This is a genomic window from Streptomyces sp. NPDC040610, assembly GCF_055594065.1.
This window is the reverse complement of sequence record NZ_JBVIXA010000008.1, coordinates 312,223-329,924: the sequence shown is the minus strand read 5'-3', so window position 1 is coordinate 329,924 and position 17,702 is coordinate 312,223. Positions and strand designations below refer to the sequence as shown.

Genomic DNA, 17,702 nt, shown 5'->3' with positions numbered 1-17,702 from the left:
GACCTGAGACACCGGCCTGAGACACCGGCCTGAGAAGCCGGCCGGCGAAAGCCGACTAGAGCGCGGCGAGCACCTCGCGCAGCGCCTCCACGACCAGGTCCTGCTCGGCCTTGGTCAGCGTCGGGTACATGGGCAGCGAGAAGATCTCGTCGGCGGCCCGCTCGGTGACGGGCAGGTCGCCCCGGCGGTGGCCGAGGTGCGCGAAGCCCTTCATCGTGTGGACGGGCCAGCGGTAGCTGACGTTGAGCGTGATGTCCCGCGCGGCCATCTCAGCGATGATCCGGTCGCGCTGGGGGTGGCGCACGACGTACAGGTAGTACACGTGGTCGTTGCCGTCGGCCAGGGCGGGCAGCACGAGGTCCGTGCCGGCCAGGCCTTCCGCGTAGCGGGCAGCGATGGCCCGGCGCGCGGCCAGGTAGTCGTCGAGCCGGGTCAGCTTGCGGCGCAGGATCTCGGCGTGCACCTCGTCGAGGCGGCTGTTGTGGCCGGGGGTCGCCTCCACGTAGTAGCGGTCCTCCATGCCGTAGTAGCGCAGCCTGCGCAGCGCGGCGTCGACGGCCTCCGTGGAGGTGATGACGGCCCCGGCGTCGCCGTACGCGCCGAGGACCTTGGTCGGGTAGAAGGAGAACGCGGCGGCGTCCCCGGTCGTCCCGGCGAGCCTGCCGCGTTGCCGGGCGCCGTGGGCCTGCGCGCAGTCCTCCAGGACGGCGAGCCCGTACGCGGCCGCGTGCTCGGTCAGCGCCGCCAGGTCGACGCACTGGCCGTAGAGGTGCACCGGCAGCAGGCACTTGGTGCGTTCAGTGATGACGTCCGGTACGCGGTCCACGTCCATCAGATACGTGTCGGGGTGCACGTCGACGAACACGGGCGTCGCGCCCACGGCGTCGATGGCGACGACGGTGGGCGCCGCCGTGTTGGCAACGGTGATCACCTCGTCGCCGCGGCCGACCCCGAGGGCGCGCAGCCCCAGGACGAGAGCGTTGGTGCCGTTGTCGACACCGGCGCAGTGCGGCACTCCGTGGTAGTCCGCGAACGCCCGCTCGAAGGCCCCGACGCGCTGACCGAGGATCAGCTGTCCGGAGCGGAAGACGGTGTCGACGGCGTCGAGGATGTCGGCGCGCTCGGCGTCGTACTCCGCAAGGTAGTTCCAGACCTTGATGCCCATGGTCACTGGTCCTCGGTTCGCTCGGGGTCGGCTGGTCGCGCTACGGCTGCGGCGCCGCGGGCTCCAGTGGCCCGCACCGCGCGTGGGCGGCGCCGCACTCCTCCAGCGCGCGCCCGGCGAGGACCGGGTGGTGCGGAAGGTCGGCGGTGACACCGTCGGCGGGGCGCACCGTCGCGGGCGCGCAGCGGTCGAGTACGGAGACGATCCACTCGGCGAGCGCCTGGCCCTGGTTGGCCGCGGCCTTCTGCCAGCGGATGCGCCGCTCTGTCGTGATCTTGAAGCGGATGGCCGCCTGTTTCTCGCTCGGCCCCGGCCGTGCCGCCGCCTCCGTCGGCGGTCTGCGTTCGGGGGCGCGCAGGCTTTCCCTGATGTGGCGGCGCAGTTCGTTGCGGGACCAGCCGTGCCGTTCGGCCTGTTCCAGCCAGTGGTCCTGGGCCCGCTCCTCCAGGCCCGCCACCTCGGCGTGGTGCTGGAAGCTGAGCCGGCCGCGCCGTCGTGCCACGCCGAACCGGCCCGCGACCCAGGCGTAGTTGCGCAGCGTCTGGTAGCTCAGGGACGTGTCGGCGAGGGCGATCTTGTAGCGGTCGGGGTAGTGGGCCTGGCCGTAGATGAGCCAGTCCCCGAGCCACCAGCTGGACGAGTCGGCGATGACGGCGATGTGCGTGCCGAGGCTGCGCCAGCGGTCCAGCGGCAGGTCGACCGGCAGGTCGAGCGAGGTGCGCCGGGCCACCACGGACGCGTTCACATGCAACTGCGATCCGAATTTACGGTCCTGCACATTCGATGGATTGTGGTCTCTGGGCAGCCCTCCCGCAAGGGTTCTGGGAATCGGGTTGGAAATCTGGTTGGGAATCGCTGTGGGAATCGAGTGCGGTAGCGGCCTCACGCCGGGAGGTATTCCCCCGTGCCTCTTGCTTGGCAAGACATCCTCCGTGTGAGCGTGCTGTACTCTCACCTGCCCCGAGTCGTCCCGAGACTCCGGCAGTCTGCGGCAGGTCACGGCGCGGTGTCCAGGGGAATGAATGGCCGGTTGTTCCGGATGGGCCGATGGCGAACCCGGACCGGAGCATGCGGTTGATCGCCTTCCGGCGCGGTCTGATTCCGACGGTTTCGGCGCGTCGCCGTGTCATGCGGCGGGTCCGGGCGCGCCTGCGCTTTTCGCAACGCGGGTGGTCGGCCCGGAGGCGGGCGGACCGTGTCGGCAGGCCGTTCCGGATGCGCCGGACCGGGCGCCGGGGTCAGCTCCCGGCGGCGGTGGGCAGGGTCGGGCCGGGACGCGGCACGGCGTCCCGCCGGCGGGACGGTCGGCGGCGGGCACGGCGCGGACGCGTTCCGATGCCGCCGTCAGGACCCCACGACTTCCGCGTTCTTACCGGCGCACGCCCCCGGGCCACAAGTGGACAACAACCCGCCGCTATTTCCTCCACGACACTTCTGACCGGGCATGACGAGCCGTTTCTCGGCATTTCCCAATGGGATCGGGACAGGAGCGCATTGACCGTTCGCGCATCGATGAAATAGGAGATAGTCATGGACGCACTCATGAACCAGAGCGCCGCACTTCGATTCGTCGCCGAAGCGGTGGAAGAAGTAGCCGGAATTCCGGCCGAAGAGGTGGAGCCCGGTAAGTCCTTGGTGGACGATCTCGGGATCGATTCCCTCTCCATGGTGGAGATCGCTTTCACGCTCCAGCGGCAGGCGGGTGATGAGATACCCGACGAGGAGCTGGCCACGATCACCACGGTGCAGGATCTCGTCGACCTGGTGCGGGAACGGGTTGAACACAGTCAGTGACGACACGAGGTGACCTGGTGAGCCATCCCGAGCTGACCCCGCACGAAGTCCTGGCCGCGGGCCCCGCCGCTCCCGACGTCAACGAGCGCCCCTGGCTGGTCCGTTGGGACCTGCTCGGCGAGGACGCCGGGGATCTGGTGCGCCGGACACTGCCCCCGGTCCTCGACTTCCACACGTCCGGCACGACCGGCCCCAGCGAGTGCTGGCGGCGCACCCGCGACCAGCTGTGGGAGGAGGCGGGCATGCTGGCCGCGCTGCTGCGGCCCGAACGCCCCGAGGCCGTCCTGTCGTTCGCGCCGCCCCGGCATGTGTACGGGGCGCTCGCGACCCTCCTCGTCCCCGCCAGGCTCCGGCTCCCCGTCTGGTACCGCCCCCACTTCTTCGGCGCCATGCCCACCTCCCCCGGCGGCCGGTGGGCGGTGGTCGCGGTGCCCTGGTCGTTCTCGGCGCTGCGCCGCAAGCTCGCGTGGATCGAGGCCCGCGAGCGCGTCGCCGTGCTCCACAGCACCGCGATGCTCCCGTCGGCCGCCCACGACTTCGTCCAGGAGGCGGGCCCCGGGCGGGTGTCGGTGCGGGAGGTGTTCGGGTCCACGGAGACGGGCGGGATCGCGTGGCGGGAGTGGGGCCCCGACGACCCGCCGTGGGACCTGTTCGACGACGTGGAGTTCGTCCCCGAATCCCACCACCCCATCAACGGCCCCGGCACCGACCCCGACGTCCCCCTCACGGTCCGCAGCCCCCGCCTCGCCGCCCGTCCGGGCCTCGCTCCCCTCCCCGTCTGGCGCACCGACGACCTCGTACGGCCCTGTGGCGCAGGCCGGTTCCGCTTCAGTGGGCGGCGCGGCGGCCTGGTGAAGATCAACGGCCGTCGGGTGGAACTCGGCGCGCTGGAGCGTGCGCTGCGCGCCGTCGTCGACTGCGCGGATCTGGCCTGCCTGCCCGTCGCCGACGAACTCAGCGGCGAGCACCTGGAGCTGTACGTCGTACCGCCGCCGGGCCGCCGTCTCGACCGGGCCCGTGTACGCGCGCTCATCGCGGGCCACGACCTCACCGTCCAGCCCCGCCAAGTGCACATCGTCGACCGCATCGACCGCTCCCCGACCGGCCTGCCGCGCCGGATCCACCCCACCCGCCCCGCTGACGCAGGAGCCGCGACATGATCACAGACGTAGCCGAGTCGCCCAAGGAACGCCTGGCGGACATCGTGCGCCAGGCAAGCCCCGACGCCCGGGTGCGCCCGTGCAGCCCGCTGGAGGCGGAGCGGATGCGGGCCGGAGTCGACCGGCTCGCCCGGGCCCTCGCGGACGAGGAGCAGGTGTACGGGGTCACGCGGGGCTTCGGCCCGCTCGTCGAGTACGCGGCCGCCGCGTCGGACACCGACCAGGGCAGCGGACTCATCGCGCACCTCGGCAGCGGCCAGGGGCGGCCGCTGTCCCCGGAGGTCTGTCGCCTGGTGCTGTGGATCCGGCTCAACAGCATGCGGCTCGGCCACTCGGCCGTGTCGCCCGAATTCTGGGACCGCGTCGCCGAGTTGTGGAACCAGGGCTTCACCCCGGTGATCCCGCGCGACGGCACGGTCAGCGCGAGCGGTGACCTCCAGCCCCTCGCGCACGCGGCCCTCGCCCTGGCCGGGGAGGGCGAGGCGTGGCTGCGCGACGGCTCCGGAAACTGGCGGGTCCGGCCGTCGGCGGAGGCCCTGGCCGCGCTCGGCGCGCGCCCGGTGACGTGGCGGGCCCGGCAGGCCCTGTCCTTCGTCAACGGCACCAGCGTGAGCCTCGCCGTCACGCTGCTCAACCACCGGGAGGTGCTGCGTCTGGCCCGCGCGGTCGCCGCGCTCACCGCGCGGGCGGTGACGCTGCTCGGCGCGAGCCCGCAGGCGTACCACCCGGGAGTGGGCCACGCGCGCGGCCAGGCGGGGCAGTTGGTCGCCGCCCGGTGGATCAGAGAGGACCTGCCGCCGGACCACCGCCGCGATCCGGCGCGCCCGCTGCAGGAGCCGTACAGCCTGCGCTGCGCGCCGCAGGTGATCGGCGCGGTCGTCGACCAGCTGTCCGTCCTGGAGGACATCCTGGTCCGTGAGGCGGTGGGCTGTACGGACAACCCGGTCTACTACGAGGGCGAGTTCCTGCACGCGGGCAACTTCCACGCGATGCCGGTGGGCCTCGCGTCCGACCAGATCGGCCTGTGCCTGCAGCAGATCGCGTTCCTCGCCGAGCGCCAACTGGCCCTGCTGTGCCTGCCGGAGACCAACGGCGGCAAGCCGCCCATGCTCACTCCGGTGCCCGGCCGCGGCAGCGGTCTCGCCGGGGTGCAGCTCAGCGCCACCTCGTTCGTCGCCCGCATCCGCCAGCTCGTCTACCCCGCGGGCCTGACCGCGCTGCCCAGCAACGGCCTCAACCAGGACCATGTGCCGATGGCCCTCAACGGCGCGAACGCCGTGAGCGACGCCGTCGAACAGGCGTGGCTGGTCGTGGGCTCACTGGCGGTCGCCGTGGCGCAGTACGCGGCGCTGACCGGACAGGGCGACGACGCTCCGGGCGTATGGGCCGAACTGGCCCGCGTATCGCCCGCGTTGGCGGCCGACCGGCCGCTGGCGCCCGAGGTGCGCGGCGCCCGCGACGTCCTCGCGCGCCTCGCGGCGGAGCTCATCGAACGCGAGGAGGAGAGCGCGGATGCTGGGTACGGCGCCTGACACCGGGCGAAAGACCGAACCGCCGGACGAGCGGGAGCCCGAGGAGCGGGCGGAGTCCGGCCGGCCGGCCATTCTGCGCCCCGACGCGTGGCGGGACATGCTCCGCTATCTGCGGCCCCAGCGCGGCCGCATCCTGCTCGGCGGCGGCCTGTCGCTGCTCGGCGGCTTCTCCGGCCTGATCCAGCCCGTGATCGCCAAGTCCGTGGTGGAGAACCTGGAGTCGCGCTCCCCCGTCATGGCCGCGCTGATCGCGCTGACGGCTCTCGTGCTCGTGTCGGCGGTGGTCGGCGCGATCGGCACGTTCATCCTGATGCGGGTCTCCGAGACCGTGGTCCTCAGCACCCGCCGCGAGGTGATCCGGCGGGTGCTGTGGCTGCGGGTCTCCGAGACGGACAAGATCCCGCCGGGCGACCTGATGTCACGGGCCACCGCCGACACGACACTCATGCGCAGCGCCGTCACCACCGCGATCGTGGAGACCGTCAACGGCTCGGTGATGCTCGTCGCGATCCTCGTCCTGATGGGCCTCATGGACTGGGTGCTGCTGCTCACCACGCTGGCCGTGGTGCTGCTCGGCGGCATCCTCGTCGCCACGGGTCTGCCTCAGCTGGAGAGCGCCGCGCGCCGCGCCCAGGAGGGCGTGGCCGAGCTGAGCACGGCCCTGGAGCGGGCGCTCGGGACCTTCCGCACCATCAAGGCGTCCGGCGCGGAGAACAGCGAGGCCGAGATCGCCGAGCGCGGCGCGCGCCGGGCCTGGCGGCACAGCCTGAAGGTGGCCCGGCTCGACTCGCTCGTCGGCGCCTTCATCACCGTGACGATCCAGGTGGCGTTCCTCGCCGTCCTGGGCGTCGGCGGTGCCCGGGTGGCGTCCGGCGCGATGAGCCTCGGCAGCCTGATCGCGTTCCTGCTCTATCTCTTCTACCTGGTGCCGCCGCTGGGCGCGCTGGTCACCGCGATGATCCGGTTCAACGTGGTGGCCGCGGCGATGTCCCGCGTCAGCGAGTTGCTGCGGCTGCGCACCGAGCCGGAGAGCCCGCCGCGCCCGGTGCCGGTGCCCACCGACCCCATGCCCGCGCCCGCGTCGCTGTCGTTCCACGACGTCGTCTTCCGCTACCCCGGCGACGGGCCCGTGGTGCACCACGGCATCAGCTTCGAGATCCCCGCGGCCGGGATGACCGCGTTCGTCGGCCCCTCCGGAGCGGGCAAGTCCACGGTGTTCTCGCTGATCGAGCGGTTCTACGAGCCGCAGAGCGGCACCGTGCGCATGGACGGCCGCGACATCCACGAACTCGACCTCGGCGAACTGCGCGCCGCCATCGGCTACGTCGAGCAGGACGCCCCCGTCCTCGCCGGGACCATCCGCGACAACCTCTGCATCGGGATGCCGTACGCCGAGGAGGACGAGCTGCGCCGCGTCGTCGAGCAGGCGCGCCTCGGCGAACTCGTCGCGCGTCTCCCGCACGGCCTCGACACCGAGGTCGGCCACCGCGGCACCAAGCTGTCCGGGGGTGAGCGCCAGCGGGTCGCCGTGGCCCGCGCGCTGCTGCGCCGGCCGCGGCTGCTGCTGCTCGACGAGGTCACCTCGCAGCTCGACGCCCGCAACGAGAACGCCCTGCGGGAGGTCATCACCGGCATCACGGCCGAGACCACGGTCGTGGTGGTCGCGCACCGCCTGTCCACCGTGAGCACGGCCGACCGGATCGTCGTGATGGACGGCGGCCGCATCCGCGCCGTCGGCACCCACGAGGAGCTCCTGAGTGAGGACGCGCTGTACCGCGAACTCGCCGCGACGCAGATGCTGCTGCCCGTCAGCGAACTCGAAGCGTCCGCCGCCCGTATCGGCGACACCCTGGGAGAACGCCCATGAGCATCGAGGCATCCTGTACCGGGCCCACGCCGATGACGGGCTTCACGCTGTCGACGCTCGGGCCCGAGCCGGTCGCCCTGGAGTATCTGGCCGACACGGTGCGCCGCCTCGCGGCCGAGCGGGGCGACGCGCCCGCCCTGACCGTGCTCGGCGACCGCCGGGTGCGGGGCGGGGCCCGCCGCACGGACACCGTCGTCACGCTGACGTACCGGGAACTCGACGAGCGGGCCCGGGCCGTCGCGGCCGAGCTCCAGGCGGCGTGTCCGCCCCGGGCACGGGTCGCGGTCCTGTGTCCGCACGACGAGCACTATGTGGTCGCCTTCCTCGGCTGTCTGTACGCGGGGGTGATCGCGGTGCCCCTGTACGCGCCGGAACTGTTCCGCAGTCGGACGCGGCTGCGTTCGGTGCTCCGGGACAGCAAGCCGGGCTGCGTCCTGACGACGTCGCGGGTGCGCCCGGCGGTGCGCAACGCGCTGAGCAGCACGGGCTGGCAGCAGGGCCCCGTGCTGCACGTCGACGAGGTGCCGCCGCACCGCGCTGCGAAGTGGCGGCGCCCGCCCGCGGCGCCCGACGACGTGGCGTACCTGCAGTACACGTCGGGTTCCACCGGGGCGCCCGCGGGAGTGCGGGTCACGCACGCGAACCTGTCGGCGGCTGCGTACCAGATGCGTTCGCGCTTCATGCCCGCGACCACGGCCGTGTCCTGGGTGCCGCTCTTCCACGACATGGGGCTCGTCTGCGCCATCGCGAGCCCCCTCAGCGCCGGAATGCACATGGTGCACCTCAGCCCGATGGGCTTCCTGCACCGCCCCTACCGCTGGCTGCGCGCCCTGTCGGACTACCGCGCCGACTGGACCGTCACGCCCAACTTCGGCCTCTCCCACTGCGTGCGGCGCGTCACCGCCGACGAGGTGGCGACGCTGGACCTCAGCGGTCTGCGGGCGCTGGCCATCGGCGGGGAGCCGGTGCACGCGCGGTCGGTGGCGGCGTTCGTGGCGGCCTTCGCCGACGCGGGCCTCGACCCTCGCTCGCCGGTGCCGTGCTACGGCCTCGCGGAGGCGACGCTATCGGTGACGATGACGCCCAACGCGACCGGCGCGACCGGCGGCCACTTCGACCGGGCCGCCCTCACCGCGGGCGAGGTGCGCCCGGTGCCGGCAGGCCCGGACTCGGTGCACCTGGTGAGCAACGGCACGCCGGTGCCCGGGGTGCGGGTGCGGATCGCGGACCCGGTGACCGGCGCGGAGACCACGGGGCGGGTCGGTGAGATCTGGGTGGGCGGCCCCAACCTCACCGACGGCTACTGGCGGGCGCCGGAGCGGACGGCGCGCGTGTACTCCGACGGGTGGCTGCGGACGGGCGACTGGGGCTTCCGGCACGACGGCGGGCTCTATGTGGTCGGCCGCATGGACGACGTCATCATCGTGCGGGGCCGCAACCACTACCCGGAGGACATCGAGGCCACCGTCGAGTCGGTGGCGCCGGTGGCGGCGACGGCGATCGGCGTCGAGGGCGACCCGACGGAGCGCCTCATCGTCCTGATGGAGGCCGACGCGGCGATGACGGCCCTGCCCGCGCCCGACCGCGACGCCCTGACGGAACGCATCCGGCAGACGGTGAGCCGCCAGCACGGGCTCGCGGTCCACACCACGGTGGTGGTCCGCAGAGGGACGCTGCCGCGCACCACCAGCGGCAAGATCCAGCGCGGCCTGTGCCGCGAGCGGTACGCGGCGGGGGACTACTCGCGCCGGCCCGAACCGGCCTGACGGACGGTCGGGGCCGGGCGCCGCGTCACCGGGTGCGCCGCCAGAAGACGCCGACCCCGTCGATCTCCTCGATGGGGTCGGTGATGCCGTGCTCCCTGCGGTACTGGTAGACGGCGACCCGGCACGGGGGCAGGGCGCGGTAGTCGTCGACGATCACATAGCCGCCGACGGACAGCTTGGGGTAGAGGTGCACCAGCGCGTCCATGGTGGACTCGAACAGGTCGCCGTCCATGCGGAGCACGGCCAGGCTCTCCACCGGGGCGTCGGGCAGCGTGTCGCGGAAGTAGCCCGGCAGGAACCGCACTTGGTCGTCGAGGAGTCCGTAGCGCCGGAAGTTCTCCTCCACCACGGCCTGCGAGACGCCGAGGACGTCGTTGAAGCGGTACAGCGGCGCGAGGTCGTCGCCCGGGTACCGCACGGGGTCGCCCTTGGGGATGCCCTCGAAGGAGTCGGCGACCCACACCGTGCGGTCCTTGATGTCGTACGCCTTGAGCACCGCGCGCATGAAGATCGTGGCGCCGCCCCGCCAGACCCCCGTCTCGATGAGGTCTCCGGGAATGTCGTCGGAGAGGACCTGCTCGACGCACGCGTGCAGGTTGTCGAGGCGCTTGCCTCCGATCATCGTGTGCGCGACGCGCGGGATGTCCCGGCCGCCGGCGCGGAGTTCGTCGCTGTATTCGATGCTCGGCAATCCGGCGTCGAAATCCTTGTTCCGCACCCAACCGTGCGCGTTGTCCTGATAGATGGTGTTGGTGACGACCTTCTTCATCAGGTCCAGATACAGGTCGCGGGAATGTGTGAACACAGGCGTCCCCCTTGTCCTTTCCGGCTTGTCGCTTCCGGCTTGTCGCTTGCGGTCTCGGAATGGGCAGCAGTGTGGCACCAGTGTGTCCCGCCGGCGAGACGGAATACAGGGCCATGGCTCATGAACTGCGCTTGCACCGGCCGTCGTTGAAGCGGAATCCGCGTGAATGGTTGACGTTCGCCCGGCACCGGGCAACCATGGCCGCACTCACTGGGAAAGCAGGAGTTCATGACCATCGAGACGCCGAAGACCAGCGAAGCCATTCGCGTCGGACGCCGCGTCGAGCTCGGATACGCGACCGCGGCCGACTACGGCCAATTCGCGCAATGGCTCAGCCCCGAAGGTGATGTCGCCGCCCTCACCGGCGATGTGTCCGAGCGGGTCACGGTGGACGCGCTGCGGGCCGACGCCGCGTCGGGCTCGCGCTTCTGCACGATGCGGTCCCTGGACGGCGAGCGCGTGGGCATGGTGAAGTTCCACCGCGTCGGCGGCGAACGGGACACGACGTTCGAGATCAGCGGCGCCATCGGGAGCAGCGACCTGTGGTCGCGCGGCTACGGCGCCGAGGGCTTCGGCCTCGTCGTGGAGCACCTCTTCGAGGACCTGGGCGCGCACCGGCTCCAGTTCTGGGTGGGCCTGTTCAACGCACCCATGCTCCAGATGGTGATGCGCACCCGCTTCTTCGTCCTCGAAGGAGTCCTCAGGGAACGCAAGTTCTTCAAGGGCGAATATCACGATGTGGCGATGTGGTCCATGTTGCGCCATGAATACGAGGCGCTGTTCATCCGAGGGGAATGGGAGAAGAAGCCCGGCAAGGACGCCTGGTTCGACACGGGCAGCGAACCGAAGGCGGCCGCACGGCGGACGCTCGCGGAATATCTCAGGCGGGGCCCGGACACCGCGCTCAGCCCCTTCACGCAATAGCTGCCACGCATAGACCCAAGCCCCTCCCCCGCACTCGTTCCTCCGAACTCCCTCTACCGATCGAAACCTCCACGAGGCGATCACCGCGACGGCCGTCGAAAGCACGGCCGACCCGTTCCAGGAATTCCGCTGGAGGTGCCTCGTGTCCGTGGACTGGTCGATCTACACCCTGGTGGACCCGGTGTTCTTCGAGAGCCCGGCGCGGTCCGCCACCGAGGAGCACTTGGTGCCGTCGCGGTTCGCCCCGCTGCCCGATGGCTGGCGGCACCGGGCCGCGCGCGTCTGGGACATGTACCAGCCCGAGCAGCCGCACACCGTGGACCAGGGCTGGAAGATCCATGTCTCCGCGACCCACGACAACGCCGAGCGCGTCCTGGAGATCGTCGCCGACCACTGCCTGCGGGCCCGTGTGCCCTTCAAGCACCTGCGCGGCCGATCCCTCCTGAACGCCATGAACTCCAAGTACGCGCCCCGCCCGGCCGGCGGCAAGTTCATCGCCGTCTACCCGCGCGACGAGGCGGAGTTCGCCGACTGCGCACGCGAGCTGGACGAACGCCTCGCGGGCAGCGACGGACCGTACATCCTGACCGACTGCCGCTGGGGCGAGGGCCCCGTCCACTTCCGGTACGGCGCCTTCCGTGAGCGCTGGTGCTGGACGGACGACGGCGCGCACGTGCTCGCCCTCACCGGAGCCGACGGACGCCTCGTGCCCGACCGCAGGCGGCCCACGTTCGCGCTGCCCGAGGGCGTGCCGGTCCCGGACGTCCTGCGCCCCCACATCGAGCGGCGCACGGCCGCGAGCGGCGCGTTCGGCTACCGGGTCACGGAGGCCCTGCACTTCTCCAACGCCGGTGGCGTGTACGCCGCGACACGCCGGGACGACGGCAGCCCCGTGGTCCTCAAGGAGGCCCGGCCGCACACCGGCCGGGACGGCGCGGGCCTCGACGCCCCGGCGCGCCTGGCGCACGAGAAGCGCGTCCTGGACCGGCTCGCCGACGTCCCCGGCGTGCCGCGCGCGTACGAGCTCTTCGACTTCGGTGGCCACTCCATGCTCGCGATGGAGCACCTGGACGGCATCCCGCTGCAGCGCTGGATGGTGCGGCACCACCCGCTGGTGAACTGGAGCGCGTGCTCGCCCGAGGGGCTGCGCGACTACGCCCGGCGCGCGGAGGCCCTGCACGCCGAGGTGGCCGCGCTGGTCCGGCGCGTACACGCCGAGGGGATCGTCTTCGGGGATCTGCACCCGGGGAACGTGCTGGTGGCGGAGGACGCGTTCGGTCCCGGGGAGGACACGCTCGGCTCCGGCGAGGACGCGTTCGACTCCAGCGAGGGCGCGTTCGACTCCGGGGAGGGCGCCGTGCGCCTCGTCGACTTCGAGATGGCTTTCCCCACCTCCGAGAACACCCGCCCCACGCTCGGCTATCCCGGCTTCGCCGCCCGCCGCAAGACCGGCACGGCGGTCGACGAGCACGCGCTGGCGGTGCTGCGGCTGTGGCTGTACCTGCCGCTCGTGACCTCGCTCGGCATCTGCCCGGACATGGGGGCGCGGCTCGCGGCCGCGGCGGCACAGCGCTTCGGCCTGCCGGAGGACTTCGCCGCGACGGTCGCGGCGGGCCTGGCCGAGCCACCCCTCCCGCAGGCCGACCGCCCCAGCGCCCGACCACGGGTCGGAGCCGTCGCCGACGTACGTCTGGACACCTCGCCCGTCGACTGGGCGGCCGTACGCGCCTCCCTCGCCCGCGCCCTGCACGCATCCGCGACGCCGGACCGCGACGACCGTCTCTTCCCCGGCGACCCCCGGCAGTTCAACGAGGCCCCCGGCGGCTTCGCGCACGGCGCAGCGGGCGTCCTGTGGGCGCTGTCCGTGGCGGGCGGGGAACGCGAACCCGCGTACGAGGGCTGGCTGTTGCGGGCGGCACGCGCCGACCACGTGCGGCCCGGTTTCTACGACGGCGCGCACGGCGTCGCCCACGTCCTCGACCACCTCGGCCACCACGCCGCCGCCCGGGAGCTGATCGACCGCGCCCGCCCCGGCGTCGAGGAGATGACCGACGTCACCCTGTACGGCGGCCTCGCGGGCGTCGGCCTCAACCTGCTGCACTTCGCCGGGGCCGACCCGGGGCACGCCTGGCTCAAGGAGGCCCGGGAGCTGGCCGCACGTGCCGTCGATGCCCTGGACGACGGCCGCCCGCACGGCATCGACCGCGCCCGCGGCGAGCCCGGCACCCACGGCGGGCTGCTGCGCGGCTGGTCCGGGGTCGGCCTGTTCCTGCTGCGGATGTACGAGGCCACGGGCGAGGACGCCTATGTGCGGCACGCGGTGCGCGCCGTGCACCGGGACCTGGACCTGTGCGTCCTGCGCAAGGAAGGCGTGCTGCACGTCGACGGCGGCTTCCGCTCCCTGCCGTACCTGGAGACCGGGTCGGTCGGCATCGGCCTCGTCGCCGACCTGCTGGCCGACCGGAGGGACGATCCGCGGACCGCCGAGGCGCTGCCCGCCCTGGCGCTCGCCGCGCGCTCGCCGCTCACGGTCGAGAGCCAGCTGTTCAACGGGCGGGCGGGGCTCGTCGCGGCGGCGCACGCGCTGCGGCGGCACCTTCCTGTTACCGCGTCCGAGGGCGCGGAGGGCGACGTGGACCCGGTGGCCGAGCACTTGGACTCCCTCCACTGGCACGCCCTCGCCCTCGACGGCGAGGTGGCGTTCCCGGGCCACAGCGGCCTGCGCCTCTCCATGGACCTGGCGACGGGCAACGCGGGCGTCCTCGCGGCCCTGTCGTACGTCACGGACGGCGGCCCGCCCCCGCTGCCGTTCCTGCGCCGCGCCGGGCACCCGGCGGCCGCGGCGGACCACGGACTCCCGGCGGACGACCGCCGCCGGATTCCCTGCGAACAGCCGGTTGGAGGTGACACCGCATGAACGTTCTGGAGCTTCAGGAGCTGGAGACGTCGACCCTCGACGACGAGCTGCTCGGCAGCACCGGCAGCGTGGGCTGCTGACCCGCTGTCACGGCACGACGAGAGCACCGCGGCGGCGGTCCGGGGCGGCCGCCGACCGCGTCGCACCACTGACTTCGGCGGCCGACCGCCGCCGCTACCGCAGCGAGCGCTTGGGAGGAGGTGACACCGCATGAACGTTCTGGAGCTTCAGGAGCTGGAGACGTCGACCCTCGACGACGAGCTGCTCGGCAGCACGGGCAGCGTGAACTGCTGACCCCACTGACGACGCGATGAGAGCGAGAGGGCCGCAGCGGCAGTCCACCGCGGCCGCCAGCCGGGCCGACCGAGCCGGCGGTGGGGGGTCCCTGAGCGCAGGGACCCCCCACTCACTCTCCTCGTTCCGTCTCTTTCCGTCCGCACGCGTGGCCCTGGCGTCGTCCCGTGCGTCCGGTGCTCAGCGGCCCCGGTGCCGTTCGGCGATCCGGACCAGTTCGGGGACGACGTCGGCGGCACTCGGCATGGCCCTCATGTCGGCGCGCAGCCGCCGTGCCCCTTCGGTGAAGGAGGATTCCGTGAGCAGCCGCCGCACTTCGCGCGCGACGCGATCGCCGGTCGCCTCCGCCACGGGCAGGTCGATCCCGGCGCCGTACGCGGCCAGGCCCCTGGCGAGGATGGGGGCGTCGATCTCCTCGGCGACGGCGAGTTGGGGGACGGCGTGGAGCGAGGTCGTACCGATCGTGCCGAACCCGCCGTGATGAACCATCACCGCACACGTCGGAGCCAGCGCCGCCAACGGCACGAACTCCTCCACCCGCACCCGATCCCCCACCACACCCAACTGCTCCCGGATCTCCGCCGCCCCCGGCAACGCAGCCACCACCTCCACATCAAGCTCAGCCAGCGCCTTCAAGACCTCCACCACCGACACCGCATACCCGGCAAGCCGCTCCACCGCACTCAACCCCAACGTGAACCCCACCCGAGGCCGCACCGGCACCTCCCACAACCACCGCGGCACCACCGACACCCCGTTGTAGACGCCGAACCGCATCGGCAGACACCTGATACCGGTCTCCAGGCGGAACGCCTCGGGCAGCTGGTCCACGGTGAACTGACCCGTCGTCAACTCCTCGTCGTACCCCACTCCGTAGCGCCGGCCGAGGTCACTCAGCCACGCACCGAGCGGATCCCCCGCACCACCCACCGACTCCCCCGCCTCGCCCGCGAGGCGGACGAACTGCTCCCGCACCCGCCCGAAGAAATCCACCCCCCACGTCAACCGCCCATGCGCCGCACCACACACCCGAGCCGCCACCGCACCCGCGAACGTCCCCGGCTCCCACACCACCAACTCCGGCTCCCACCACCGGCACAACCCCACCAACTCATCCACCAACGGCTCATTCACCAACCGGAACCACCACGGCACCACATCCCCATAACCCGCCCGCAGATACTCCAACGACAACAACTCACCCGGCACATCCGCCACATCGAACGGCGGCAGCGCCGACCAGCGTTCGTCGCCGTGCCGGGCCCGCAGCACCCGCCAGAGCTGGTGGTCGCGGCCGACGGGCACGGCCGTCAGACCGGCCCGGGTGATCTCCGCGGTCAGCTCCGGCTGACTCGCCACCCGCACCTCATGACCGGCCGCGTCCAGGGCGTGCGCCAAGGACACCATGCTGAAGAAATGCGTGCGCACGGCATAGGCGGTGAAGAGAATCCGCATGTTCATGTCCCCCGAATGTCTCGCAGTTTCGCCGCGGGCGTTCATGGCGGCCGACAGGAACCGATGCACAGCATGACCCAACGGGAGGAAAGGTGAAAGGGATAGTTCTCGCGGGAGGCACGGGCAGCCGTCTCATGCCGATTACGGCAGGCACGTCGAAACAACTCCTGCCGATCTACGACAAGCCAATGATCTTCTACCCGCTTTCGGTTCTGATGCTGGCCGGAATCCGGGACGTACTGATCATCGCGGCCCCGGAATCCATGGCATCGATGCGCGGTCTGCTCGGCGACGGCGCGCATCTCGGAATGAATCTCACCTACGCGGAGCAGCCGGAGCCGCGCGGTATCGCGGATGCCTACATCATCGGCGCCGACCATGTCGGCAACGACCGTTCCGCGCTTATACTCGGCGACAACCTGTTCCACGGGGCAGGATTCCAGGACTTGCTGCGCGAGGCCCGGGAGAAGTCGGACGGCTGCACGCTCTTCGGCTATCCGGTGGCGGATCCCGAGCGTTATGCGGTGGCCGAGACCGACGCCCACGGAAACCTGATCGGCATCGAGGAGAAGCCGACCTGCCCGGCGTCCAAGAACGCCATCACGGGACTCTATTTCTACGACAGCGACGTGGTGGAGATGGCGCGCGGACTGCGCCCTTCGCACCGCGGCGAACTGGAGATCACCGATGTCAACAAGCTGTACCTCGAAGCCCACGGCGCCCGCCTGGTGCAGTTGGGCCGCGGCTTCACCTGGCTCGACGCGGGCACGTTCCGGTCCCTGCTCGACGCGAGCCAGTACGTCCAGGTCCTGATGGACCGCCAGGGCGTGCGGGTGGCGTGTCTGGAGGAGATCGCGCTGCGGATGGGCTTCATCGACGCCGAGCAGTGCCGCGAACTGGGCCAGGCCATGGGCGATTCCGGCTACGGACGGTACGTCCGCGAGGTCGCGGAGGCCCTCGCGTGACCGCGGCGCAGCGCCTGAGGGGGTGGTGGACATGCGTGTCCTGGTGACCGGCGGTGCCGGGTTCATCGGTTCGAACTTCGTGCGGCGCCTGCTCGCGGGGGCGTACGCGGGCTTCGAGGACGCCGAGGTGGTGGTCCTCGACAAGCTGACCTACGCCGGGAATCCGAGCAATCTCGCCGACGCACTCCACGACCCGCGGCTGCGTTTCGTCCAGGCCGACATCTGCGACCGGGACGCCGTGCGGAACGCGATCACGGGGGCCCGGACGGTGGTGCACTTCGCTGCCGAGTCGCACGTCGACCGGTCGCTGCTCGACGGCGACGCGTTCGTCGCCAGCAACATCGTCGGCAGCTACGAACTGCTGCGCGCCGCGCTGCGCGCCGAGGTCGACCGATTCGTCCTGGTCTCCACCGACGAGGTGTACGGCGAGACGGAGACGGCCTCCTGGACCGAGGACTTCCCGCTGCGCCCCAACTCCCCCTATTCGGCGTCGAAGGCGTCGGCGGAGCTGCTCGCCCGGTCCTTCCACCGGACGTACGGACTCCCCGTCTGCACCGCCCGCGCCTCCAACACCTACGGGCCCTATCAATTCCCCGAAAAGCTCATCCCGCTGTTCGTCACCCGCCTCCTGGACGGCCTGACGGTCCCGCTGTACGGCGACGGATCTCAGGTGCGCGAATGGATTCACGTCGACGACCACTGCCGGGGGCTCGCCCTCATCGCCGGTGCCGGGCGCCCGGGAGAGACGTACAACATCGGCGGCGGCACGGAGATCTCCAATGCCGAACTGACCAAGCTGCTGCTTGAGTTCCTCGACGCCGACTGGTCCCAGGTCCGCTTCACCGAGGACAGGAAAGGGCACGACCGACGCTATTCGATCGACTGCCGGAAGATCCGCGAAGAACTCGGCCACCGTCCGCTCGTCACGTTCCGCGAGGGACTTCTCGACACCGTGCGCTGGTACGCGGACAACCGGAACTGGTGGGAGCCGCTGAAACGCCCCGGCGAGCTTCCCCTGGCCGCCATGGCGGAACCCCACTGACGGCCACCTCGCACAC

Annotated in this window: 13 protein-coding genes; 9 read left to right on the top strand and 4 right to left on the bottom strand. The window is 71.7% G+C overall.

The window, feature by feature from the left end:
- Positions 1-55 precede the first annotated feature (55 nt).
- Positions 56-1,165 (bottom strand): DegT/DnrJ/EryC1/StrS family aminotransferase, encoded by a 1,110-nt coding sequence (locus ACZ6AA_RS27220; protein ID WP_471460519.1) that lies wholly within the window; start codon positions 1,163-1,165, stop codon positions 56-58.
- Between the two features lie 40 nt (positions 1,166-1,205).
- On the bottom strand, positions 1,206-1,943 hold the full coding sequence (locus tag ACZ6AA_RS27215) for an LmbU family transcriptional regulator (RefSeq protein ID WP_468456407.1): 738 nt from the start codon (positions 1,941-1,943) through the stop codon (positions 1,206-1,208).
- A gap of 752 nt (positions 1,944-2,695) precedes the next feature.
- On the opposite strand from ACZ6AA_RS27215, the gene ACZ6AA_RS27210 reads away from it, so the two are divergent.
- Genes ACZ6AA_RS27210 through ACZ6AA_RS27190 form a run of 5 tightly spaced genes read left to right on the top strand, consistent with a single transcriptional unit; the run spans position 2,696 to position 9,284 of the window.
- Positions 2,696-2,959, top strand: a complete 264-nt coding sequence (locus ACZ6AA_RS27210; protein ID WP_078618763.1) for an acyl carrier protein — start codon at positions 2,696-2,698, stop codon at positions 2,957-2,959.
- A gap of 17 nt (positions 2,960-2,976) precedes the next feature.
- On the top strand, positions 2,977-4,119 hold the full coding sequence (locus ACZ6AA_RS27205; RefSeq protein ID WP_468456405.1) for a class I adenylate-forming enzyme family protein: 1,143 nt from the start codon (positions 2,977-2,979) through the stop codon (positions 4,117-4,119).
- Entirely contained in the window at positions 4,116-5,651 is a 1,536-nt protein-coding gene (locus tag ACZ6AA_RS27200) for an aromatic amino acid lyase (RefSeq protein ID WP_468456403.1), read from the top strand. Before ACZ6AA_RS27205 ends, ACZ6AA_RS27200 begins: the two co-directional genes overlap by 4 nt.
- On the top strand, positions 5,632-7,518 hold the full coding sequence (locus ACZ6AA_RS27195) for an ABC transporter ATP-binding protein (RefSeq protein WP_468456402.1): 1,887 nt from the start codon (positions 5,632-5,634) through the stop codon (positions 7,516-7,518). The genes ACZ6AA_RS27200 and ACZ6AA_RS27195 overlap by 20 nt, the downstream gene beginning before the upstream one ends.
- A complete protein-coding gene (locus ACZ6AA_RS27190; RefSeq protein WP_471460509.1) occupies positions 7,515-9,284 on the top strand; it encodes a fatty acyl-AMP ligase in 1,770 nt (589 codons plus the stop codon). The genes ACZ6AA_RS27195 and ACZ6AA_RS27190 overlap by 4 nt, the downstream gene beginning before the upstream one ends.
- Before the next feature lie 25 nt (positions 9,285-9,309).
- On the opposite strand, the gene ACZ6AA_RS27185 is transcribed toward ACZ6AA_RS27190, so the two are convergent.
- Positions 9,310-10,089, bottom strand: coding sequence for a TylF/MycF family methyltransferase (locus ACZ6AA_RS27185; protein ID WP_471460506.1), 780 nt, complete (start codon positions 10,087-10,089; stop codon positions 9,310-9,312).
- A 228-nt stretch (positions 10,090-10,317) separates the two neighbouring features.
- Here ACZ6AA_RS27185 and ACZ6AA_RS27180 point away from each other — a divergent pair, with 228 nt between their 5' ends.
- Together ACZ6AA_RS27180 and ACZ6AA_RS27175 are read left to right on the top strand one after the other, a co-directional pair.
- Positions 10,318-11,013, top strand: a complete 696-nt coding sequence (locus tag ACZ6AA_RS27180; protein ID WP_471460502.1) for a GNAT family N-acetyltransferase — start codon at positions 10,318-10,320, stop codon at positions 11,011-11,013.
- Between the two features lie 142 nt (positions 11,014-11,155).
- On the top strand, positions 11,156-13,930 hold the full coding sequence (locus tag ACZ6AA_RS27175; RefSeq protein WP_471460499.1) for a class III lanthionine synthetase LanKC N-terminal domain-containing protein: 2,775 nt from the start codon (positions 11,156-11,158) through the stop codon (positions 13,928-13,930).
- A gap of 474 nt (positions 13,931-14,404) precedes the next feature.
- On the opposite strand, the gene ACZ6AA_RS27170 is transcribed toward ACZ6AA_RS27175, so the two are convergent.
- Complete coding sequence (locus ACZ6AA_RS27170) at positions 14,405-15,685, bottom strand: activator-dependent family glycosyltransferase (protein WP_471460495.1); 1,281 nt, start codon at positions 15,683-15,685, stop codon at positions 14,405-14,407.
- Positions 15,686-15,771: 86 nt separating this feature from the next.
- Here ACZ6AA_RS27170 and rfbA point away from each other — a divergent pair, with 86 nt between their 5' ends.
- On the top strand, positions 15,772-16,644 hold the full coding sequence (gene rfbA / locus ACZ6AA_RS27165) for a glucose-1-phosphate thymidylyltransferase RfbA (RefSeq protein WP_468455773.1): 873 nt from the start codon (positions 15,772-15,774) through the stop codon (positions 16,642-16,644).
- A 31-nt stretch (positions 16,645-16,675) separates the two neighbouring features.
- Positions 16,676-17,686, top strand: a complete 1,011-nt coding sequence (rfbB, locus tag ACZ6AA_RS27160) for a dTDP-glucose 4,6-dehydratase (protein WP_468455772.1) — start codon at positions 16,676-16,678, stop codon at positions 17,684-17,686.
- Positions 17,687-17,702 lie beyond the last annotated feature (16 nt).